We start from the raw sequence: 21,633 nt of genomic DNA on the forward strand, positions 1-21,633 counted from the left end.
AGAAAGTAAAAGCCCAAGGTTCGTACGTTCCTTGGGCTTTTTTTAGGCTCTCTATGTGTTATGCCAAGCTAGGGATGAGCCTAGGCTTGTACAAACAGTCCTCACCCTCTGGTCTAGTTTTAAACCGACGATGAAGCCACATATACTGGCTCGGACTTGCCATGATTGATGTTTCAACTATTTGATTCACGAATGCGGCGGCGCGTTGATGATCCTCTTTCGGGAAACCTTCGACGGGCGCACTAATGGTTAGGGTATAGTGTCCGTCTTTTCCTCTTACCATCGTAAAAGGCACAATGGCGCAATCTGTAGAATCAACCAACAAACTTGTGCCTGTCGTAGTACAAGCATTTTTAACGGCAAATAACGGTGCAAATGTCGAGCGTCGGTTACCATAATCGTGGTCCGGTGCATACCAAACCCGCTCACCCGTTTTAAGTGCTTCAAGCATGGCTTTGACGTTTTTACGATCAATCAGTGTACGATTAGAGCGAGAGCGTCCCTTATACTGAAAATAATCAAAGCACGGATTATTGTTTGGGCGATAAACACCGGTTCCAGACTTTTTAATGCCAAAAGCTCGAGCACCTAACTCTAGATTCATTGAGTGTACGGCCAACATTAATGCACCTTTGCCTGACTTCTCTAAAGCCTCTAGATGCTCCATGCCTTTTATCGTGACGTGTTTGTTTACCCGTTTATCTGACCAAAACCATGCCATTGCGGTCTCAAAAAGTGCGATGCCAGTATTGTCGATGTTGTCTTTTAGAATTGCTTCGCGTTGGCATTCTTCCATATGAGGGAAGCAAAGCTCAAGATTGCGTCTGATCGTAACTTGACGTTTTCTCATGAGTCGCATAGCTAAACGACCAATGTTGCGTCCCAAAGCTAGTTGAACTTTAAAAGGAAGGAGGCTAAGTAAGTACATCACGCTAATGATAATTAACGTTCCCCAGTAACGAGGCAAAAGAAATTCGGCCTTGAATGCAGGCTTTTTGTATTTGTTCATGTAAGTATTGTCAGATGTGCCCATCTATAAGTGATAAAAACAATGATAATGGACTGCACTTTTATCATTGATAACGCTAATAACATAAATTAAAGCGCGCGGATTCTATGGTTCTTCGACACACTACACAATAAGAACTTTGCAGAAATATGTAGGGAATGAAAAAGCAGTAAAGATGAGTCGCCACGTTAACATCTATCGGAGTGATTTATCTACTGCCCTTTCCTAAAGTTTGAAGAAACATAACTTTGTATTTTCAATGCGCTAAATAATGCCTGTTTTTCAATCACATAATGCGACCGTGATGAATACAACAATAAGACGTCATATCAATACTCGCCATTAGCGATTGAATTTGTACTAAAAAGCCGCAGCAATTTCTCGCTGCGGCTTCTTATTCACTTAACAAGTAGAGTGGCGTTATTCGTGCCCTACTGTTTTGGATAATAAATTTACGATCAACACACCAGCGATGATAAACCCAATACCAACTAGGGCTGGTAAGTCTAGACGCTGTCCGTAAACAAAGTAACCAACCGTCGCAACCAAAACGATCCCAGCACCACTCCATATGGCATAAACAACCCCGACAGGCATTGTTTGCACTGTGACGGAAAGCAAGAAGAAAGCGATGCCGTAACCAGTCAAAACGACTGTGCTCGGCATTACTTTCGTAAATTGCTCTGTTTTGGGAATATAAGAAGTGGCAATCACTTCACATACAATCGCTATCGACAGCGCCAACATTGGTGGCATAGAGACAAGCATTTTGAACATAAGGCATTAACGCTCAACAGAAATGTAACCGACAACATGTCCGGATAATTAGGCCGCGCATTATACCCAACTCATCTCACGATGGAATACCACTAACGATGTTTACACACCATCACTTTCGCTTACTTTTTGATGACCAGGTGAAAGGCTGACGTTTTGGTGCTGACGAGAAATTTCAAAGTAGATATGCATATCAATCGGCTCAGGTGTATTGAGTAGCATCTTACCTACTTCACGTTGGAAATGACCATAATTACCTAGCTCATTCGTTAGTTCTAGGAGCTCGTAAGAGGCTTCATCGGCAAACATTCCATACGCATACTGATAATGACTGATATCCTTGCTCTTATCATAACCCAGCTTTTGAAGAGCTTGATCAATCTCTTCCGGCGTATAAATGTCTTTATCACCAAACGAATGCAGTAGCACGCAAGGAACTTCTTGAGCTATGCTCTGAATCTTTGTCTTTCTCTTGAAAATACCGAACATAATGTCCTCCACTGACGATGTTTCCAAATATGCACATTAATGCAAAATGGTGAGCTGATTGTTTTTAGTATGGCTCATTAATTTGAGACTTCCTTAATACGAAGTCACCTTCACATATTAACGTGATCGCATAATTACCAGCAAATAGTACACACTGCGTTTCAAACCTATCTCATCAGAAACTCTGCTTTAGTCACAATTGTGTGACAACCCCGAGTACGGTTTACCATAATGTAAAGAGTAGATTGAAAAGTCGGATTTCGTATCGACATCTAAACTTAATTAAGTTAGCTTTAGAAGTATAGACGTCTAGATTGACTATACTTAGGGAGAGAAAGTCGTGCCAATTAGAATTCCAGATCAATTACCAGCTACCGATGTATTAAGGACAGAAAACATCTTCGTGATGAGTGAAACGCGTGCAGCGAGTCAGGAAATACGTCCTTTAAGAGTACTGATCCTTAATCTGATGCCAAAAAAAATAGAGACTGAAACTCAGTTTCTGCGTCTACTCTCAAACAGCCCACTACAGGTTAACGTCGAATTACTGCGCATTGATAACCGCCCGAGTAAAAATACGCCAACTGAACATTTAGACACGTTTTATCGCCAATTTGAAATGGTGCGAGATAAAAACTTCGATGGCATGATCATTACTGGGGCTCCATTAGGTTTGGTGCAATTTGAAGATGTCATTTATTGGGATCATCTCAAAACCATCATGGAGTGGGCAAAAGATCATGTGACATCCACTCTTTATGTTTGCTGGGCTGCGCAAGCAGGGTTAAAGCTACTCTACGATCTACCTAAAAAAACGCGTAAAGAAAAACTTTCAGGCGTGTATCATCATCAAATCCATCATCAATTTCACCCTATCTTACGCGGATTTGATGACACGTTTTTGGCTCCTCACTCGCGTTACGCAGATTTTTCGCCTCACTTTCTAGAAGAGCATACTGACTTAGACATTTTAGCGACATCGGATGTCGCAGGTGTGTACTTGGCCACCACAAAAGACAAACGCAATGTCTTTGTCACAGGACACCCTGAGTATGATTCTCACACCTTACATAATGAATATATCCGAGATTTAAGCGAAGGTATGGAGCCCGCTATTCCTGTCAACTATTACCCAAACAACAACCCAGATAACCCACCAATTGCAAGCTGGAGAAGCCATGGACACCTCCTCTTTTTAAACTGGCTGAACTACTGTGTTTATCAGCAAACACCGTACGATCTCGATCACTTCAGTGAAGATGCTTTCACTAAAGACGATTAGCTTCAAAATAAGCAAACAAAGCACTCATCATTACCGAAATGTAATATGTGAACCAAGCCGCCATATGGCGGCTTTTTCATAACAGTTTGCAAACCTGATCGCATAGTGTTTTTTCCTCAATAGGTTTTTGCTAAGTAATTCATATCATGCAGAAAGATTCAGGGATGTAGGGATAAAGAATGAAAACAGCAAAGCTCGGTGCACTAATATTATTGTCTCAGTTTGCACTCGTGGGTTGCGTGACGGTGAAAGAAGATGGAAGCCCTGTCGTTAAAGCCGATCCTGTGGCAATGGCAGAATCACGTATCGCACTTGGCTTAGGTTATTTAGACGGCGGTAACATGATTCGCGCGCATGATAACTTACAACAAGCCTTAAACCACGCACCTCAATACTATCGCGCGCAATTATCTATGGCTCACTACTACGAAACGGTTGGTGAAGATATTAAAGCCGAACAGATGTATAAACGCTCTCTACGCCAACACACTAAAAACGGAAATGTGCTCAATAACTACGGTACTTTTCTTTGCAAGCGAGGTGACTTCGAAAAAGCCGATCAGATGTTTAATCGAGCCATTGAGCAGCCTTATTACTACCTTATTCCAGCAAGCTATGAGAATGCAGCTTTTTGTGCGCTAAAATCACAAGATAAAGACAAAGCGAGATACTACTTTACTAGAGCTATCGATCATGACCCTCATAGACCAAAATCGATTTTGCAACTCGCTAAAATAGAAATTGATAGCGGTGATTATACTGAAGCTAGAATTCGATTAATGAGATTCAATCAAATGTATGGCGTGAAGAAGCCCTCTTTGCAACTCATGATTCAACTTGAACGTGCAGCAGGCAATGAAGCTCTCGAGAAAAAGTATCAAAAACAATTGGAAAAATTTTCTTAGTACAAAATAGCGATACATAAGGCGCATTAGCTCACAGCCAATACAGCGCTTGACCAAGAATCCAGTGAATTCAGACTCACGGTGATACATTCATCCTGTACATAAACGTCAAATTCGGTACTATTTGAACGGAATAAGTGACCAAGTCACATTATAAAAAGTGCGCACACAACGAAATTTGTACATCATACTGTTTTTAAGATTGATTTCGGCACATTGATAAATACTAAATATTACTGACATGCACCAGAAGGAAGTTGAAGCCGGATGAAACCTGCCTGCACTCTGTTATTACTCACTTTGCTGAGTTCACCTTTTGTTGTCAGTGCACAAGAAAATATTGAGAAAACATTCACGTTTGGCATTGTGTCCAATAAAGCCCAAAGCAAAATCAAAAAAGCGACGCCCCTTACTCAGTATGTAACTGAAAATATGGCTGAATATGGTTACGCAAAAGGGGCAGTAAAGGTATTTAAAAATTATCGTCAGCTCGCGGTTGCGCTTGAAAATGGCACCGTTCAAATTGCAACGGCGACCCCCTTTAATGCGATGACCTTAGAAAAGGAGTCTAATAGCCAAGTTCTTGCTATACGATGGAAAAAAGGCCTGCAAAAATATCATACTGTGTTCTTTACTAATAAAGAGAGTGGGATTGAGTCACTTTCTGACCTGCGCGGAAAAACGCTTGTTTTTGAAAAGCGCACGTCTACCAGCAGCTATTACCTACCTGCGATTACATTGCTGAATCACGGAGAAAAACTGCAATACCTTCCCTCTCCTGATGACAAACCGGCCAAAGACAGTATTGGTTATTTATTCCTTGATGAGCAACTCGCTCAGTCAAATGAAATCAACCTATCTGTATGGGTATATAAACAGAGAGTTGCGGCAGGAGCATTCAGTAACTTCAACTGGAACAATCCCAAAGATTTGCCAGAGAACATGAAAGACAAACTAGCGATTTTTTCTCGTTCTGTTGAAATACCCAGGGATTTGATTCTCGCTTCTCCAAGCATGAGCCTAGAGCAACAGCGTAAAATCACGTCCATACTGCTTGATATGGATACAACTCACGAAGGCTCTCTCGCACTTAAAAAGTTTCAGAACACCAAAAAATTCAGCGCACTTACTCCAGAAATGCGAGCCTCCTTAAGTACAGTGCGCAAGTCAGTTCACTTGTTACCGAAGGTGGATTGATGTTTCAAAAGCTCTCACTCGAAACCAAATACATTTGCTCGACAATGTTCGTTGTCTTGTTTGTTGTGGTGATAAATCTTGCGTTATACATGCACGGTTACGATGCGTATTCAAATAGCTTAACTCAACAAATCACGAACAACTCTCAAGAAAAAACCGAATCTTACGTTAAGCAAAAAGGGTTGGTTTATGCAGAGCTATTATCAAAACAGCTTTTTGATCCACTCTATACAGACAATATCAGTCAAGCGTATGAGCAAATTAAGGCAACATTGAGCCAGCCAGATGTCTCGAAAATACATGTTGTTGACAATGAAGGGCTAATCTTTCACGACGGCACTACTCAGCTAAGGATGTTTGCCCAACCCCATTACCGCTCTCCTTTTATTTTGAAAGCAATAGAAGAATCCAGAACTCTCGTTTCCTTTTCCAAGCATCAGTTGGAGATCGCAGCGCCGATTCAGCAATCAAATATTACTCTTGGGGCGGTGTATCTTGAGCTTAACTTGATACATCTACTGGAAGAGAAAGAACAGAACATTGAACAAGTCCAAGCGATTACCTCAAACGATAAACAGAAGATGTTTAACTTGCTGCTAACGATCAGTGGGATATCCGTTCTATTCGGTAGCATCATCGCTTATGCTTTGGGGCGGTCGTTAACTAAGCCACTCAAGCAACTAAAAGATCAATTTTCAGAGTCAAATACCCAAGCGCTGCCAGTCACCGACATACAAAGCAAAGATGAAGTGGGAGAACTTATTTCGGCGTACAACAAAATGTCAAACAAAGTGAACCGATACACCAGCCGAGTTGAGTTCATGGCATACCACGATATTCTGACTTCCCTGCCAAACCGAGAAAAGTTACTCATTGATATTCAAACGCAAATAACTGACCACAAATCCCCCTCACTCGCGGTTGTGTTTATTGACTTGGATGACTTTAAGCACATTAACGATAACTATGGACATAACATTGGGGATAAATTGCTAGGCCATCTTGCCTCAGAGCTTCAAGGCCGTTTGCCGAGTTATTTTAAGCCGCTTTACCGCCTTTCGACCATCGTAAGTCGAGTAGGTGCGGATGAATTTGTACTGGCCTTTCCGTGCTCGGACAATCATGAAGCTAGAGAAAAAGCGAACGATATTCATCGCCAACTACTCTCTCCCTTTAGTTTGGAAGAGAACGATATTCAAATTACGGCAAGCCTCGGAATTGCTGTGTATCCAGAATTTGGTTCAAACGCTGAGTCTCTTTTACAGCTTTCCTCTCTTGCGGCGCAGGAATCTAAAAGACGCGGTAAAGACATTATGACGATATACGATTCCACGTTTGATGAAACGATTAAACAACGTTTATACATAGAACGAGAACTGCGTCGTTCAGTACGTGACTTGTCTCAATTCAAGCTGTGGTATCAACCACAATTTGATCTAAAAACCTATCGCCTAATTGGGGTCGAAGCATTGGTTAGGTGGAATCATCCCGAGAAAGGTTATATCAGTCCAGAATCGTTTATCCCGATCGCAGAGCAAAGTGATTTAATATTGGAGCTTGGAGAACATATCATTGAGACGGCAGTTGCTCAGCGGGCAATGTGGGCAGAACATTTCGGTACTGATTTTCACATCGCATTAAACTTGTCCCCAAGACAAATCTATCGCCAAGATTTAAGTCAATTATTTTCTAAGTATTTACGACGACATGATGTCGCCCCTCAAACCATTCATGTTGAAGTGACAGAGTCACTTTTTATTGATGATACAGAGAAAGCTCAATATGTGCTTAAAAAACTACAAAGTATCGGAGTGGAAGTTTGGCTAGATGACTTTGGTACGGGGTATTCAGCCCTTGCCTACCTACAACATATGGCTTTTGACGGGCTCAAGATTGATCGTTCATTTATCGCTCAAATCCGAAAAAGCGATCAAGACGATTCATTAGTTCGCGCGATTGTATCCATGGCTCACAACCTAAGAATGAAAGTAGTAGCCGAAGGCGTAGAAACTCAAACTCAACTCACACGAATGGAGTCTCTCCACTGTGACGTCGTACAAGGCTTTTTCTTAGGTAGGCCTGTACCAGCTGAGGAATTGATTGCATTTGAATACCAACGAGGGAGTGGCGCTCAAAGCGTCAATCACTTTGCTTAGAACGCCGTTTTGTTAACTATTGCCGCTTAGCGCGTTAGTACTCGTAATGCAATATCGGTCACACTTCCCCCACCTCATTAATATGAATTTTCTCTTAAAATCTAACATCTGAGATAAATAAACTACACTTTTCATATCAACTTCTTGGATATGGAAATGCGCGTGGTAGGAATCTTTTCTTGGAACAACCTGTCGGTAAAACAAAAGCTATTTGGGTTGGTTTTGCTGCCAATTTTATTGTTGCTTGTCCTCGCGGGTAAACATGTACAAAGCCTTTCTATCCAGGCTCAGGAACTACAAAAAGCACAGTTATTCTCTGTCTACATCGACCGCGTATCTTCGCTTTATCACCTACCGAATAACCCTGATGTAATAGATAAGCAACTAAAAACTCAGCAGATATCTCAATTGTTACGCGACACCGCTGCACCAGTATTCGGTGAAAACGCTGAGATACTAAACCAGTTGACAAGCTTTGAGGAAGCAACCCTCTCGATGCTCTCTTCGCAAAATCAAGAAGAAAAGTTAGATGCGGCAGAGTGGCGCGCTGATACGTTCAAAGAAATCCTCATGAGCTTAGACAAAGTCTATTTTAGAAATGTGAGTTATGAAACAAACACTCACCTTTCTTCTTTGATGCAACTTGAATGGTTGATGTTCTGGTCCACTGAAGAACATAGATTAAGCGAATATTTGATTCGATCTTCAGAGGAAAATAACGAGTATGACCTCACAACACAGGCTTCTATCCAATCTTTAATCCAGAACCAACAACTATTTCTAGAGCGTTTTGTGACGCTAAATGCCAATCAACAACAAGTAGATCTGCTCATTGAGACGTTTACGGGTGAAGTCTTTATCAAAAGCCAAGAGTTTCGTGCTTATTTATTGCAACCAGCTCAACTCAAATCATTAACCCCGGATGAGATTGATGCGGGGTTATCTGCACTCAACAAACGCTTATCGTTATTACAAAGTGTTGACGACAAAATGGAACAACAGCTGAGTGATGATATATCAAAGACAATCAACACGACGACACAGCACCGCTTTACCTTTATCGCAATGATGAGCCTTTTAACGCTGTTGGTCGTAAGTTTAACGCTAAGATTGGTGCGAAAAGTTACTGGAAACTTGAATCTAGTCCTCAAATTTCTCAGTAACGAAAGCAATGAACAAAGTAACACTGAAAATTCACCTCTTGCTCAACTAATAAAGGGTAAAGACGAGCTGAGTAAGTTTGCTCGAGAGGTAAAAAAGCTTAGTGATGAGCGGATGTTGTCCAGACTAAAGCTCACACAAGCTAAAGAAGATGCAGAACAAGCAAAAGATGATGCAATTAAGGCGAGTAAAGCCAAAAGTAGCTTTTTGGCCAACATGTCCCACGAGATCCGCACGCCGCTAAATGGCGTTATTGGTATCTCTGAAGTCTTATCCGATACTTCCCTGACTGCCACACAACGCGATTACGTCGACACGATTGAAACCTCCTCCCAACTGCTTTTGAGTTTAATTAATGACGTTCTAGACTTCTCAAAAATTGAATCTGGGATGCTGCTCATTAGCCCACATTCAACTTGTGTTCGAGAGTCTATCTATGACATTGCTTCTATCATTTCACCGAAAGCAAAGGAAAAAGGCATCGATGTGCAAGTCAACATTAGCCGTAACACGCCTTACCACGTAATGTTGGATGACCATCGTATACGCCAAGTTGTCATGAACTTCATGTCTAACGCGGTAAAATTTACCGAACAAGGCAGTGTAGAGCTATCGGTCATCACCCGCGAAATAAAAAATGGTGAAGCGGTCATCGAGTTTTCCGTTAAAGATTCTGGAATTGGTATTGATGCCCAGCAGCAAAAGAAAATATTTGCTCCATTTGCCCAAGAGGATAACTCTACTACCCGACAATTTGGGGGAACTGGACTTGGGCTTGCCATTAGCACGCAATTAGTTGAGCTAATGGGTGGAGAAATTCAACTTGAATCCGAGAAAGGTAAAGGCAGTCGCTTCTTCTTTGAACTAACTGCTCCTGTTGTGACTCAAGAGTTTAACGCTTATCACGCTCTGAATCACAACGACATATGGATTGTATGCAGCAGTACTCAACTAGAACAAAAACTGCGTAACGAGTTAAGTTTTTTCAACATCAATATAACGCAGTCAGTAGATACCTTAAGTACGTTGCCAACGTGGATTGATAACGAGCGCGTTATCGTTATTCATGTAGAAGCATCACCAAATGCAGCGGCGATGCATATCGATGAGATAGAAAGCCTTTGTAAACGAAACATTCGTGTCTGCCTCATCAAGCACCTTCATAGCCCACAATTCGACTTTAGAAACAATATCAGCGCCTTGGTCACTCAACCACTACTAGGGCAGCGCTTAATTAAAGCACTTGAAAGTTGTGCGGCAAATTTCTCGCACGCACAACAAGAGAGCACTTCAGCGCAACATGTTAAATCTCTGCCGAAAATTTTGGTCGTTGATGACAATACGGTCAATCAAAAAATCGCGGGGCTACACGTCACAAAAGCTGGCTTCGACTTTGATGTCGCAGTAAACGGACAAGAAGCGGTTGAGAAATTTCAACAGAATCAATACAGCCTAATTTTAATGGACTGCATGATGCCCGTAATGGATGGATTTGAAGCCACCCAAATAATTCGTCAAATAGAAGTAAAAGAAAAACGCGCTTTCAGAATTCCGATTATTGCTCTAACGGCAAGTGTGGTCGATGACGATATACAAAAATGCTTTGACGTTGGAATGGATGACTATGTGCCCAAACCGTTTAAAGCAGGGTTGCTTAAAGAGAAGTTAGATAAGGCAATAGGGTTACGCGTTTCCAACACGACGCCTGCTGAACCACACCAAGAGAACACCACCCCCGATAAAACTCATGAACTACCTGCAAGTTCTGAGCAACCAGAAGCAACGGTAACGCCTATTCGCTCCGAACGCATCTTGCTTGTCGAAGATAATAGAGTGAACCAGAAAGTAGCTTCTCTATTGCTATCTAAAGCAGGCTATCAATTCGAAGTCGCTGAAAACGGACAAATTGCAGTCGAAATGTTCCAAAAAGATGGAAAGTTTGATGTTATTTTGATGGATTGCATGATGCCCATAATGGATGGGTTCGAAGCTTCTAGGCAAATTAGAGCTTATGAAGCGAGTAAAGGATTAGCTAAGACGCCCATTATCGCATTAACCGCAAGCGTCGTAGATGATGACATTCAACGCTGCTTTGATTCAGGAATGGATGCCTACGTACCAAAGCCTGTGCGCAAAGAAAAACTGTTGTATCAAATTGAACAAGCAATGTAGGTGGATTCTATGAGTAGAAATCATTCTCGCGTTGCTTTTCCTTTGCGTTACATAAAACGCTATCTGTTTATTCTGATTGCCCTTCTTTCATTAAATTGCCAAGCTCTCGCTGCAGAGAGCTACGCCGTTTTCTCATTTAATGACGAATTCTCTCCGCTCACTGTCAATAAAGCGCGAAAGTTGTACAGAGGGAAGACGCAACTTTTACAAGGCCAGCGAATTGAACTCTCTGACTGGCCTGCGACATCAACAGAAAGAGCTGAGTTCTATCGTTATCTTCTCAACAAAAATTTAGCGCAAATGAACGCGCATTGGGCAAGCTTGTCTTTTTCAGGTAAAGCTAGACCGCCAAAAGTGATTGCACGCTCTAGCATTGATGACCTCATAGCATGGATGCAAGAGAAGCCCAATAGAATTGGTTATGCCCCAACATCGAGCGTCCCTAGTAATGCTCATGTTTTATGTGTGGTTAGCTCGGAGAATTGATATGAAAAAATATTTAACCATGTTATCGCTGAGTATCGCGACCTTTCCGAGCTCAGCCACGATTGAACTAACAGAACAACTTTCTTTAAGTGGTTTTGGCTCTACTTCGTGGGCAAAATCCGATAACCCAACTACGTTACTAGTTAACCGCTTTATTGGCGATGAATCTTGTTTCGATTGCGATACCACTTTCGGCATGCAGCTCGATTATTTTCACAAGGCATTTCGGGCATCCGCACAAGTCGTAAAGCGCCCGCAAGACCATTGGAGCTCGCCTCAGCTCGAGTGGGCGTATTTGGCTTATACCTATCAAAACATAGAAATACGAGGAGGACGCTTAAGACTGCCACTGTTTTTGATGTCTGAGTACAACTATGTCGGCCACGCTTTTACCCAAGCCCGCCCACCGAATGAGGTATATGACAGCATTCTAGGTATCACGGCTTATAACGGCCTATCTGCACGCTGGATTCATGACCTCAATGAGCAAGTCGTACTTACTGCCATGCCGTTTGTCGGGTTTAAAGACAATAGTGACGTAACCATCAATGAACGTACTGAATTGGAAATTGAGTCAAACAATACTGCAGGGATGAACTTAACGCTAAGCGGAGAGAGCTATCGTTGGAATTTTTCCTACCTCCACGGCGATTATGATCAAACAACGACGCTCTCTAACATTGAGCAGTCCACTCCCGGTGGCGGAACCACAATCATTGACCGTCTAGTTGAAACAGAAAAAAACAACACGATCGATCTGTTCTCTCTAGGGTTAAGATACGAGCTCGATAACATTGTGATTATGGCAGAAGGACAGACCAGCAATCTTTCCTCATCTTGGTACGCGACAACAAGTTATAATGTAAACAAGCTGACTCCTTATATTGTTTACGGTCAGCAGTTTAATAGTCGGGATAAAAAAAGTGGAGACAGTTTCTTACTCGGATTGAGATACGACCTAGATTACAACGTTTCCCTAAACGCAGAATGGCAAAGGTTCAACGCCTACAATAATAGCTCTGGCGCGTTTTCATCAGCCCCAAAGGATGACAGTGCGAGCCTTTATACGCTAATGCTCAACTTCGTTTTTTAATGTTTCTTACAGTACCAACTTCCACAACACTGGGGGCTGTTTGTTGTATTAAGAAGGCTTTTTGCAACACGTAACTAAACGCTAAACAACTGGAAGGGATAGAATCGATCAGATAGGTAAGTGGCAATCCAAACAGAGACAAAGGTTACTCTATTTCGGTTTATTTTGATTGCCTTTTAACCGCTTTTCTTTGCGTCGCAGTGCCCGGAAAAACTTTGACTCTTCGTGGTACCAACCAAGGACACTAATTGGAAAGCCCACGAGCATCATAATAAAAACATCCGCTGGGAGTTGTTCCCAAATGTCGCTTAAAGAATGCAGCTCTCCAAAAATGAACAAACCGATGACTTTACCAAGCAGTAATGCACAACAAATCATAAAGAAGGACTTTAATATATAGTGCCATTTGCCTTTTTTACGCTCTTCTCTCCAATAGGCATATTTATATTGTCGATCGTACATTCATCCCCCCCTAAAGTAAACTTGCCGTAAGTTTAAGCATCTCGATAGCGTAAAGTGCGTTGGCACCTCTTTAATCATAGTGCGTATCTAAAGTGAATGCTTGTCGTGGCAATAAGAAGGAGAGATATTCTGTAGTAAGAGCTACATAATCTCTGAACGTTATATGTCTTGTGTCATTCGGATGATGCCTGATTTTGCTTATCGCTAGTGTTTTCTGAACACCCAAATCGGGCCGATGAGTAGAAACTGTAAATCCTCAAAAAACGACGGTTTTTTACCTTCAATCTTGTGACCGATAAATTGCAATATCCACAATACGCCAAACAAAAGCATAGAAATATGCAGAACGGGCAACATCAATACCTCTAGAGACCAAATAAGGCCAATGCACGCTAATGTGTAGCCGATCATCATCATGAATACGCTCAGAGACAAACGAAAATAGAAAACCCAAGTGGGGATCACCGCTACCCAAACCCAATTAAGTTCGAAGCCTAATAATGAAATCTGGGGAATCGACCAAATAAGTCCAACCACAGAAAGGTAAATACCTGGAACTGCGATTGTGTGAATCTTTTGGTTGATAGGGTTTTGGTGACTCTCACCATATTCTTTTAGCCATTCAGATAATGCTCGCATATCATTCCCCTTTTCCACCTTCTTATTCTTATATAGCCCGAGGATGAAAAAGGTGCGAATTTTTCCGTAAAGGCTACGAGCAACGAGCGACAAGACAACAGAGGCCAGTGCGTTGCCGATTACTCACCAAGCAACGCTCGTTGTGCTTTCGGCAGCTTGGCAACGACAAGAGCATAAGAGCGTTCACACAAATCTTGAATCAACCCATCCTCGACATCACCGTTAAAATAAACCGTTATCCAATGACGCTTATTTAAGTGATAACCCGGGATAATATCCGTAAACTGCGACGTTAAGACTTCTCCATCTTCTGGTTTTACTTTTACGCTGACATACTCCCGACCGTTTCTCTCTGCAATGATGGCAAACATCTTGCCTTTGATTTTGTATACAAGCGCTTCAGGCCCAAATGGGAAATCACTTTCTGCACACATGAAGGTACTTAAGTATTGTTCTAGTTCTTTGCTTTTCATATCCCCTACCTCCTTCTGCGTTCTCACTCAAATTGTGGCAATAGCAATTTTAACGCCTGGTTAACCTGCTCTTTTTCATTGCCTTCTAAACCATGCAATAACGATTGCTGAACGTCTACATGCTCCAAAATTAGCTTGTCAATTAAGGTTAAGCCTTGCTCTGTTAGTTCAACGGTGACGCTACGTCGGTCTTCTTTGCTATGGGTTCTGGTAATAAACCCTTTCTTCTCTAGTTTATCTAAGCGATTGGTCATCGCACCCGAAGTGAGCATCATTGACTCTATTAACGCTGAGGGAGTAAGACAATATGGTGAACCAGCTCGACGCAATGTCGCTAACACATCAAATTCACCCATTTTCAGATCGTACTTCTTATGTAGCTCGGCGACCCTAGATTCCATGTGTTTTGCAATTCGCATTAGTCGACCCATTATTGCCATCGGTTCAGTGTCGAGGTCTGGCTTCTCCCTAGCCCACTGCTCTACCACTCTATCAATTGCATCCATTATTTCTCTCCAAACATCATATATTTTTTATTTTAACATAAAGATACTTTACAAAAAGCCACCTTGCCGATATCGTTACATTTAATTATCTCTACATAAAGATATTTAACATGAACATTTTACTTGCGATGATTCCTGCCTTTTTTTGGGGGACGACTTATGCTGTTACTCAGTTTACTCTACCGGACTGGCCTCCCGTTTTACTTGGTGCTCTAAGGGCACTGCCTGCGGGTCTTTTGTTGCTGGCAATAAAGCCCTCGTTTCCAAAAAGAAGTGAGTGGAAAGTGCTGCTTGTTTTAGGAACCATCAACATCGCTTGCTTCTTTGGTCTCATTTTTGTCATGGCGTTGACGCTTCCTTCTGCCATCTCTGGTGTTGGTATGGTTTCGGTCCCCGTTTTTGCGATGCTGTTTGGTTGGGCGGTCTACAAACGTCAGCCTAGTGGCATTCAAGCGATAAGCGGCGCAACTTTGATTGCTTTAGCTTGGTTCTTATTTGATCCTAGCTCTATTTCTCTCGAACCCGTGGGCTTACTTGCGATGATCTCCGCCATTATGTGCATCGTGATAGGAAGTAGCGTAACAAAGTCACTAGGTACAAAAATGCACTGGTGGACAGTGCTAACATGGCAGCTCATTTTGGGTGGCGTGATTATGTCTATCGCAACAAGTGTGCTGGCGATAAACAATCCAGAGCCATATGTTACGGTCGTTCAGGACGTATCCATGACGAATATTCTAGGGTTACTGTGGGTAGTTATTCTGAACACCGCATTAGGGTATGGCATGTATGTATGGTTATTACAGCGGATGTCGGTCGTAGATTTTACCTTTGGTGGTATTGCAAACCCAGTCGCAGGCATTGTTTCGGGCCTACTGCTATTGGGGGAAACGTTCACTCCTCTGCAATACAGCTTAATGCTAGGAATGATCGTAATGTCATTACTACCTCAGCTCATTACGTCAATCAAAACGAAAAGAGCCGCACTCTCCTCCTAAGTAACGTTAATTCCTAACACTCTAGAAGTAATGAGAGTGTTAGGAATCCTCAAGTGTAACCCCATCAGCAGAAATCAGCGCTAACCTAGGCAACTGACACCTTTAAAACGGTACGTTTTGACATTATGGCTGTTAAGCGCTTGCAAGGTTAGTCAGGGGCTCTGGTTTAGCGTAAACATAACCTTGAATAAGGTAAATCGCATGCTGAGCCAGATATTCGACTTGAGCCTGGCTCTCTACACCTTCTGCAATCATCTCACATTCCGCTTTGTTCGCTGCAGACACAATTGAGTCCAGCACTTTCAACTTTTGATCGTCAGATCCTATTGGATCAATAAACATCTTATCCACTTTTACACACCGGATGCCCAAATCTTGTAGGTAAGAAAAGCCACCATATCCGGTACCAAAATCGTCAATTTTGAACTTGTAGCCTTTATTCGTTAAATACAAAATCTCTTTTTTCGCGGCCTCAGTGTCTTTTACTGGTATTCTCTCGGTCAACTCAAAATGAATTCTATTCGAGATTGGCCAATTTAACTCCGACAGCAACTTCGTTAATACGCCTGACTCTAAATGGGAGGAAACAATATTGATGCTGACCCACGTATGCTCGGGCAAGTCACTTAAGTCTTGTATGATTTTACGAATAAGCTGATTGGTCATCGGGATAATCAGGCCACTTTCTTCTGCAGCACCAATAAACATATTTGGTGGCACCATTCCATCACGTCGCGACCATCGAATCAGAGCTTCATATCCTACTGTCTTACCATCGCGACTATCGACAATCGCCTGGTAGTAAGGAATAAATTCTGTATTACTAATCCCATTTTCAATTAGACCTGTAATGGATTTTCTCAAGCTTTTACCAGATATGTATGCAAAGGCAGTCACAAGACCAGCAAGCACACTTACAAGACCGCCCCACAAAAGTACTCTTTCCTGAGCATAATTTTTAAGTTTTTCACCGCTGTATATCTTGATGAGCATGTTGGCTTGAGACTCTCCTGAAAAGAAAAACTCTTTTGACAGTGCGTTTTCTTCTCCTGCAATATTCGCTTTGCCACGGCTTATCGTTAAATCACCAAATATTGGTTCATCATACTTAAACTCTACAAATAGGCAGTCTTTGCAAGGCGTTTTTATTACCTCGTTAACCCAACTGTTATCAAGTACCCAGAAGACTTCAACGTGTTCATTATCATAAATGACCATCCACTCTATTTGGTCATTCTGTTGCGGCAAAATAAGTGATGCGAAAAAGTTTTCATCCATCTGAAATCGTTCACTACTAGATGGGCGAGACACTTCACTACCAACCGTGGAACACGTTTTTCCGCCTTCTGTGGTCATCGCAATAAAACGAATGTAACGGTTATAAAAACGTGGGTCGCGTAAAGTTCTTACATCACTATCACTACAAGTAAAATCTAACTGAGCAATCTGCTTCACTATTGCTCCGTCCAAATAGGCAGACCTTTGATTTAAATAATCTACGTAAGCATCTATTTTCGACGCTTTTACCGAGTTGACGTAAAAGTTGGTTATCGAATGAAAGGCCACTACAAATATGGCGATGGGAACTAAGCCGAGTAAAATGGCATACCTTGTATTCTTTGTTATCAAAGTTCGACCTGCTAATCTGTCAAGCAACCTAAGTGGGATATGAATACTATCTCATTTTTATAGTCCAAAAAGTGAGGAATGACGCTCAATAAAATTATAGACTCAAGTGGCTTTCAGATGTCGGGATTTAGAATGTGAGCACCAAACCACATTCGAGGAGAACAAAGTAGCGACTAAGTGGAAAGTAAGAACGAGCCCAATTGTTAAGTCATCCGTAATAAAAGTGACGACTTGGAGCTTGAGCAATACTTTTTAGATAGGTAGCAGATACGCTAAAAAACAAAAAGGAAACGATTGATACCAACCGCTTCCTTGATTTGTTATTGCTATTTAAAAGCGCGTGAATTACGCCACTTCAAGAATCACTTTTTCCAACTTATCTAAACCTTCACTAAGCACTTCAGGCTCAATGGTTAGCGGCGGCAACAAGCGAATCACGTTCGCTTTTACCCCACAAGAAAGCAAAATCAGACCATTTTCTTGCGCTTTAGAAATCACCGCTTTGGTCATCTCTTGTAGCGGCTCACCCGTTTCAGGATCAGTAAATTCAATCGCCATCATCGCACCTGTAGTACGGATTTCACCGATAGCAGGCACTGACTGTTGCAGTTTTGTCATACGAGCATTGACCACTTCACCGATACCCATTGCTTTAGCACACAAGTCTTCTTCTTCGATAATTTTCAGTACTTCAAGACCAGCAACACAGCCAAGTGGCGAGCCCGCATAAGTGCCACCTAAACCACCAGGTAGTGCAGAATCCATCACATCCGCTTTCCCAACTACCGCTGAGATTGGGAAACCACCAGCAATGCCTTTCGCCATTGTCATTAGGTCAGGTTCAATGCCTAGGTATTCTGTTGCAAACATTTTACCGGTACGAGCAAAACCCGTTTGGATTTCATCGGCAATCAGCATAATACCGTGCTTATCACACAGCTGACGCAAGCCTTGTGCAAACGCTTCAGGTGCTTTGTAGAAGCCGCCCTCGCCTTGTACTGGCTCGAAGATGATCGCCGCAACGCGTGAAGGTTCAATATCGCACGCAAATAGGTCGTCGATCGCTTGTAAGCTTTGCTCAATGCTGATGCCGTGGAACGCATTTGGGTACGGCGCGTGGTAGATTTCATTCGGGAAAGGACCAAAACCTGCTTTGTACGGCGCTACTTTACCGGTTAACCCCATCGTCATATTTGTGCGACCGTGAAAGCCGCCTTTGAACGCTATCACGCCGCTACGACCAGTATGAGCGCGCGCTACTTTCACTGCGTTTTCGACCGCCTCGGCGCCAGTGGTTAGAAAGATCGCTTTCTTCTTAGTCTCACCCGGTGCAAGTTCTGTCAGCTTTTCAGCCAGCTCAACGAATGACGCGTACGGCGTAACCATCGCGCAGGTGTGCGAAAAGTTATCCAACTGAGCTTTTACCGCTTCGCTAATGCGCTTGTGAGAATGCCCGGTGTTAGTCACCGCGATACCCGCTGCAAAGTCGATGTATTTGTTGCCTTCGATATCCCATACGTAAGCGTTTTCTGCTTTCTCGACGTAAAGTGGGTACAGTGCGCCCATGCCTTGAGCGATAACTTGGCTTCTTCTTTCGTGTAGTTGTTGGTTTGTCATTGTTTTGTCCTTAATTAGTTGCCGCCAAAGCAGAGATATTTCACGTCCATGTATTCATCGATACCTTGTTTTGCTCCTTCACGTCCGATACCGGACTGCTTAACACCACCGAAAGGAGCCACTTCAGTAGAGATCATACCTTCGTTAATGCCGACCATGCCGTATTCGAGCGCTTCTGCGATTTTCCAAACACGGTGAATGTTTTGGCTGTAGAAGTACGACGCGAGACCGTAGATGGTGTCGTTCGCCATTTCGATCAGCTGTTCGTCGCTGTCAAAACGAATCACTGGCGCGACAGGGCCAAAGATTTCCTCGGAAACAATCTTCATGTCGTGAGTAACGTCTTTGAGAACCACTGGCTGCATAAATAGACCATCGAGCTTTTTAAGTTCTGAAACCGGCTTCGCGCCTTGCTCGATAGCACCATCGATCAACGCTTGAATGCCTTGCTTCGCTGACTCGCTGATCACTGGACCAATGTTGACCCCCTCTTCCAATCCGTTACCAACTTTGAGCTGCTGAACCGCAGCGTCAAACTTAGCAACGAATTCGTCATACACTTTGCTGTGTACATAGAAACGGTTCGCACAAACACACGTTTGGCCTGCGTTACGGAACTTCGACGCCATCGCACCCGCCACGGCTGCATCAATGTCGGCATCATCGAATACGATAAACGGCGCGTTGCCACCGAGCTCCATTGAGGTACGTTTAATGTCCGCCGCGCTTTGCTGCATCAGCACACTACCAACTTGGGTAGAGCCAGTGAAAGACAACTTGCGAATCAACGGATGCGAAGTGAAGATAGCACCGACCTGACGGGAGTTTTCCCCCAATACCACTTGCAGCACATCGCGTGGGATACCCGCTTGATAGGCAAGCTCTGCAACCGCAAACGCTGACAGCGGCGTGGATTCAGATGGTTTTACGACAAAGCTACAGCCTGCCGCTAAAGCTGGCGCTGCTTTGCGCGTGATCATCGCGATTGGGAAGTTCCAAGGCGTAATCGCACAGGCAACACCAATTGGCTGTTTGATGGTCACCAAACGCTTGTCTGCACTTGGGGCAGGAATCGTCTCGCCGTAAGTGCGTTTCGCTTCTTCAGCAAACCATTCGATAAAGCTCGCGCCGTAAAGCACTTCACCTTGAGCTTCCGCTAGCGGCTTACCTTGCTCTAACGTCATCAAACGGCCAAGGTCGGCTTTGTTTTCTAGCAGGAGTTGGAACCAACGATTAAGCATGCCAGCGCGCGTTTTTGCTGGCAGTGCCGCCCACTCTTTCTGCGCCACAATGGCACGTTCAATGCCATTTAAAATGTCGTTTTCGGTTGAGACTGGTGCGTACCCGAGGAGTTCTCCGGTCGCCGGATTAGTCACTGCAATGCCCTGTTGTGGATTCGCTACCATAAACGAAACAAGGCTTTGGTTTTGTATCTGTTGCATGGTCATTCCTTTTGACAACTCATCATCGCCGCTAAGCCAGCGGCGAGTTTATGTTTAAGCAGGGATCTGCTGCGTAATGCAGTGGATGTTCCCTCCGCCGAGTAGAACCTCTCTCGACGGTATCGCGATGATTTGGTATTCCGGCATCGCGTTTTGCAAAATATCGATCGCCATAGCGTCGGTCTCTTCGTCCAGCATCGGCAAGAACACATGCTCGTTGACGATAAGAAAGTTGGCATAAGAGGCACTTAGGCGTTCGCCAGCTTGTCGACTCATTCCTGAACTGGCGTCAATGCCATTGGCTTCGCGCTCGCTGTAATGCAACGGACCCGGTAATGGCAAACGGACAATTTCAATCTCGCGCCCTCTCGCATCGTGCTGAGATTTCAGTACTTGTTCCGCTTGACGAGATAACGCGTATTGCGGATCGCTTGGGTCATCGGTCCAACTTAGTACCACTTTACCCGGTGCGATAACGTGCATCAGGTTGTCGATATGGCCGTCTGTTTCGTCATTGAATAAACCATTTGGCAACCAAATGACTTTTTCGATACCGAGGTACGCCTTTAACTGCTCTTCGATTTGCGCTTTGCTCAACTGCGGATTACGTCCTGGGCTGAGTAAGCACTCCTCTGTGGTGTAAAGGGTGCCTTCACCATCGGTGTGAATCGCCCCTCCTTCAAGTACAAACGGAGCACGGTAATGATCAATACCGATGATGTCGCACACCGAGCCAGCGACAAGGTCGTCCTGCTGCCAGTTGTCGTAAAGGCCGTTGTATTCGCCGCCCCACGCGTTGAATTGCCAACTAATCCCACGGCGCTCGCCCGCTTGGTTAACAAGCACGGTCGGCCCGATGTCTCGCATCCACGCATCGTTAAATGGGATTTCCACCAAACGTACGTCTGAGTGGAGCATTTGACGCGCTCGGTCAAAGTTGTGCGAGCATACCGCCACGCACACATTGGTCACATCCGCGATTAAGTTCGCGATTCTGGCAAAGGTTTCTTGCGCGGGTAATGCGTCATCACGCCAGTTGTCTTTCCTTTCTGGCCACGCTAGCCAAACTTCACTAACCGGCTGAAACTCAGCCGGAAAATAGAAGCCATCTTGCGCTGGTGTTGTCGATAACTTCATTTT

The 21,633-nt window shown here is 43.5% G+C and carries 19 protein-coding genes; 8 read left to right on the plus strand and 11 right to left on the minus strand.

All coding sequences use genetic code 11. The features are described 5' to 3' along the window. Positions 1–58: 58 nt before the first annotated feature. The 3 genes from R7P69_RS08110 to R7P69_RS08120 all read right to left on the minus strand — a co-directional run bounded on the left by R7P69_RS08110 (position 59) and on the right by R7P69_RS08120 (position 2,275). Positions 59–1,009 (minus strand): LpxL/LpxP family Kdo(2)-lipid IV(A) lauroyl/palmitoleoyl acyltransferase, encoded by a 951-nt coding sequence (locus R7P69_RS08110; RefSeq protein WP_064369089.1) that lies wholly within the window; start codon positions 1,007–1,009, stop codon positions 59–61. Between the two features lie 420 nt (positions 1,010–1,429). Beyond that, positions 1,430–1,765, minus strand: a complete 336-nt coding sequence (locus tag R7P69_RS08115; RefSeq protein WP_238952349.1) for a DMT family transporter — start codon at positions 1,763–1,765, stop codon at positions 1,430–1,432. 123 nt (positions 1,766–1,888) lie between these two features. Next, complete coding sequence (locus R7P69_RS08120) at positions 1,889–2,275, minus strand: DUF6559 family protein (RefSeq protein WP_054576466.1); 387 nt, start codon at positions 2,273–2,275, stop codon at positions 1,889–1,891. A gap of 340 nt (positions 2,276–2,615) precedes the next feature. Between R7P69_RS08120 and metA the strand changes: the two genes are divergently transcribed. The 7 genes from metA (at position 2,616) to R7P69_RS08155 (ending at position 12,727) form a co-directional block, all read left to right on the plus strand. Beyond that, on the plus strand, positions 2,616–3,557 hold the full coding sequence (gene metA, locus R7P69_RS08125; protein ID WP_005377792.1) for a homoserine O-acetyltransferase MetA: 942 nt from the start codon (positions 2,616–2,618) through the stop codon (positions 3,555–3,557). Positions 3,558–3,736: 179 nt separating this feature from the next. After that, positions 3,737–4,462, plus strand: coding sequence for a type IV pilus biogenesis/stability protein PilW (gene pilW / locus R7P69_RS08130; protein WP_017820928.1), 726 nt, complete (start codon positions 3,737–3,739; stop codon positions 4,460–4,462). A gap of 267 nt (positions 4,463–4,729) precedes the next feature. Then, positions 4,730–5,659 carry a phosphate/phosphite/phosphonate ABC transporter substrate-binding protein gene (locus R7P69_RS08135; RefSeq protein ID WP_005385723.1) on the plus strand — a complete coding sequence of 310 codons (930 nt, stop codon included), beginning with the start codon at positions 4,730–4,732 and terminating at the stop codon, positions 5,657–5,659. Continuing rightward, entirely contained in the window at positions 5,659–7,815 is a 2,157-nt protein-coding gene (locus R7P69_RS08140; RefSeq protein WP_238952309.1) for a GGDEF domain-containing phosphodiesterase, read from the plus strand. Before R7P69_RS08135 ends, R7P69_RS08140 begins: the two co-directional genes overlap by 1 nt. Before the next feature lie 156 nt (positions 7,816–7,971). Next, the gene (locus R7P69_RS08145; protein ID WP_238952308.1) at positions 7,972–11,148 is read left to right on the plus strand and encodes a response regulator; all 3,177 of its coding nucleotides are present in this window, start codon (positions 7,972–7,974) and stop codon (positions 11,146–11,148) included. Positions 11,149–11,157: 9 nt separating this feature from the next. After that, entirely contained in the window at positions 11,158–11,634 is a 477-nt protein-coding gene (locus R7P69_RS08150; protein ID WP_017633987.1) for a hypothetical protein, read from the plus strand. Position 11,635: 1 nt separating this feature from the next. Beyond that, positions 11,636–12,727 (plus strand): hypothetical protein, encoded by a 1,092-nt coding sequence (locus R7P69_RS08155; protein WP_025766727.1) that lies wholly within the window; start codon positions 11,636–11,638, stop codon positions 12,725–12,727. A gap of 150 nt (positions 12,728–12,877) precedes the next feature. Here R7P69_RS08155 and R7P69_RS08160 read toward each other — a convergent pair whose 3' ends face one another. The 4 genes from R7P69_RS08160 to R7P69_RS08175 form a co-directional block, all read right to left on the minus strand. Next, positions 12,878–13,189, minus strand: coding sequence for a hypothetical protein (locus R7P69_RS08160; RefSeq protein WP_005377799.1), 312 nt, complete (start codon positions 13,187–13,189; stop codon positions 12,878–12,880). Positions 13,190–13,393: 204 nt separating this feature from the next. Next, positions 13,394–13,828 (minus strand): DUF962 domain-containing protein, encoded by a 435-nt coding sequence (locus R7P69_RS08165; RefSeq protein WP_005377800.1) that lies wholly within the window; start codon positions 13,826–13,828, stop codon positions 13,394–13,396. A 119-nt stretch (positions 13,829–13,947) separates the two neighbouring features. Then, positions 13,948–14,301: an MmcQ/YjbR family DNA-binding protein gene (locus R7P69_RS08170; protein ID WP_017633985.1), complete on the minus strand. Its 354-nt coding sequence runs from the start codon at positions 14,299–14,301 to the stop codon at positions 13,948–13,950. Between the two features lie 23 nt (positions 14,302–14,324). Beyond that, positions 14,325–14,807: a MarR family winged helix-turn-helix transcriptional regulator gene (locus tag R7P69_RS08175; protein WP_017633984.1), complete on the minus strand. Its 483-nt coding sequence runs from the start codon at positions 14,805–14,807 to the stop codon at positions 14,325–14,327. A gap of 110 nt (positions 14,808–14,917) precedes the next feature. Here R7P69_RS08175 and R7P69_RS08180 point away from each other — a divergent pair, with 110 nt between their 5' ends. After that, positions 14,918–15,805, plus strand: coding sequence for a DMT family transporter (locus R7P69_RS08180; RefSeq protein ID WP_017820923.1), 888 nt, complete (start codon positions 14,918–14,920; stop codon positions 15,803–15,805). A 132-nt stretch (positions 15,806–15,937) separates the two neighbouring features. Here R7P69_RS08180 and R7P69_RS08185 read toward each other — a convergent pair whose 3' ends face one another. From R7P69_RS08185 to aguA, 4 genes are all read right to left on the minus strand, one after another. Then, complete coding sequence (locus tag R7P69_RS08185) at positions 15,938–17,434, minus strand: EAL domain-containing protein (RefSeq protein WP_031777195.1); 1,497 nt, start codon at positions 17,432–17,434, stop codon at positions 15,938–15,940. Positions 17,435–17,779: 345 nt separating this feature from the next. Then, complete coding sequence (gene gabT, locus R7P69_RS08190; protein ID WP_025766730.1) at positions 17,780–19,051, minus strand: 4-aminobutyrate--2-oxoglutarate transaminase; 1,272 nt, start codon at positions 19,049–19,051, stop codon at positions 17,780–17,782. A 14-nt stretch (positions 19,052–19,065) separates the two neighbouring features. After that, the gene (locus R7P69_RS08195; RefSeq protein WP_238952307.1) at positions 19,066–20,493 is read right to left on the minus strand and encodes an NAD-dependent succinate-semialdehyde dehydrogenase; all 1,428 of its coding nucleotides are present in this window, start codon (positions 20,491–20,493) and stop codon (positions 19,066–19,068) included. 54 nt (positions 20,494–20,547) lie between these two features. After that, positions 20,548–21,630 carry an agmatine deiminase gene (gene aguA, locus R7P69_RS08200; RefSeq protein ID WP_225466647.1) on the minus strand — a complete coding sequence of 361 codons (1,083 nt, stop codon included), beginning with the start codon at positions 21,628–21,630 and terminating at the stop codon, positions 20,548–20,550. Positions 21,631–21,633: the final 3 nt, after the last annotated feature.

This window comes from Vibrio sp. 661, from assembly GCF_033339315.1.
Lineage (GTDB): Bacteria > Pseudomonadota > Gammaproteobacteria > Enterobacterales > Vibrionaceae > Vibrio > Vibrio alginolyticus.

Coding starts and splice junctions, on each gene's coding strand:
- gabT (WP_025766730.1), bottom strand. CDS start 19,051: ATGACAAACCAACAACTACACGAAAGAAGAAGCCAAGTTATCGCTCAA.
- R7P69_RS08115 (WP_238952349.1), bottom strand. CDS start 1,765: ATGCCACCAATGTTGGCGCTGTCGATAGCGATTGTATGTGAAGTGATT.
- R7P69_RS08160 (WP_005377799.1), bottom strand. CDS start 13,189: ATGTACGATCGACAATATAAATATGCCTATTGGAGAGAAGAGCGTAAA.
- R7P69_RS08135 (WP_005385723.1), top strand. CDS start 4,730: ATGAAACCTGCCTGCACTCTGTTATTACTCACTTTGCTGAGTTCACCT.
- R7P69_RS08180 (WP_017820923.1), top strand. CDS start 14,918: ATGAACATTTTACTTGCGATGATTCCTGCCTTTTTTTGGGGGACGACT.
- R7P69_RS08145 (WP_238952308.1), top strand. CDS start 7,972: ATGCGCGTGGTAGGAATCTTTTCTTGGAACAACCTGTCGGTAAAACAA.
- R7P69_RS08155 (WP_025766727.1), top strand. CDS start 11,636: ATGAAAAAATATTTAACCATGTTATCGCTGAGTATCGCGACCTTTCCG.
- R7P69_RS08175 (WP_017633984.1), bottom strand. CDS start 14,807: ATGGATGCAATTGATAGAGTGGTAGAGCAGTGGGCTAGGGAGAAGCCA.
- aguA (WP_225466647.1), bottom strand. CDS start 21,630: ATGAAGTTATCGACAACACCAGCGCAAGATGGCTTCTATTTTCCGGCT.
- R7P69_RS08170 (WP_017633985.1), bottom strand. CDS start 14,301: ATGAAAAGCAAAGAACTAGAACAATACTTAAGTACCTTCATGTGTGCA.
- pilW (WP_017820928.1), top strand. CDS start 3,737: ATGAAAACAGCAAAGCTCGGTGCACTAATATTATTGTCTCAGTTTGCA.
- R7P69_RS08165 (WP_005377800.1), bottom strand. CDS start 13,828: ATGCGAGCATTATCTGAATGGCTAAAAGAATATGGTGAGAGTCACCAA.
- R7P69_RS08140 (WP_238952309.1), top strand. CDS start 5,659: ATGTTTCAAAAGCTCTCACTCGAAACCAAATACATTTGCTCGACAATG.
- R7P69_RS08150 (WP_017633987.1), top strand. CDS start 11,158: ATGAGTAGAAATCATTCTCGCGTTGCTTTTCCTTTGCGTTACATAAAA.
- R7P69_RS08110 (WP_064369089.1), bottom strand. CDS start 1,009: ATGAACAAATACAAAAAGCCTGCATTCAAGGCCGAATTTCTTTTGCCT.
- R7P69_RS08195 (WP_238952307.1), bottom strand. CDS start 20,493: ATGCAACAGATACAAAACCAAAGCCTTGTTTCGTTTATGGTAGCGAAT.
- R7P69_RS08120 (WP_054576466.1), bottom strand. CDS start 2,275: ATGTTCGGTATTTTCAAGAGAAAGACAAAGATTCAGAGCATAGCTCAA.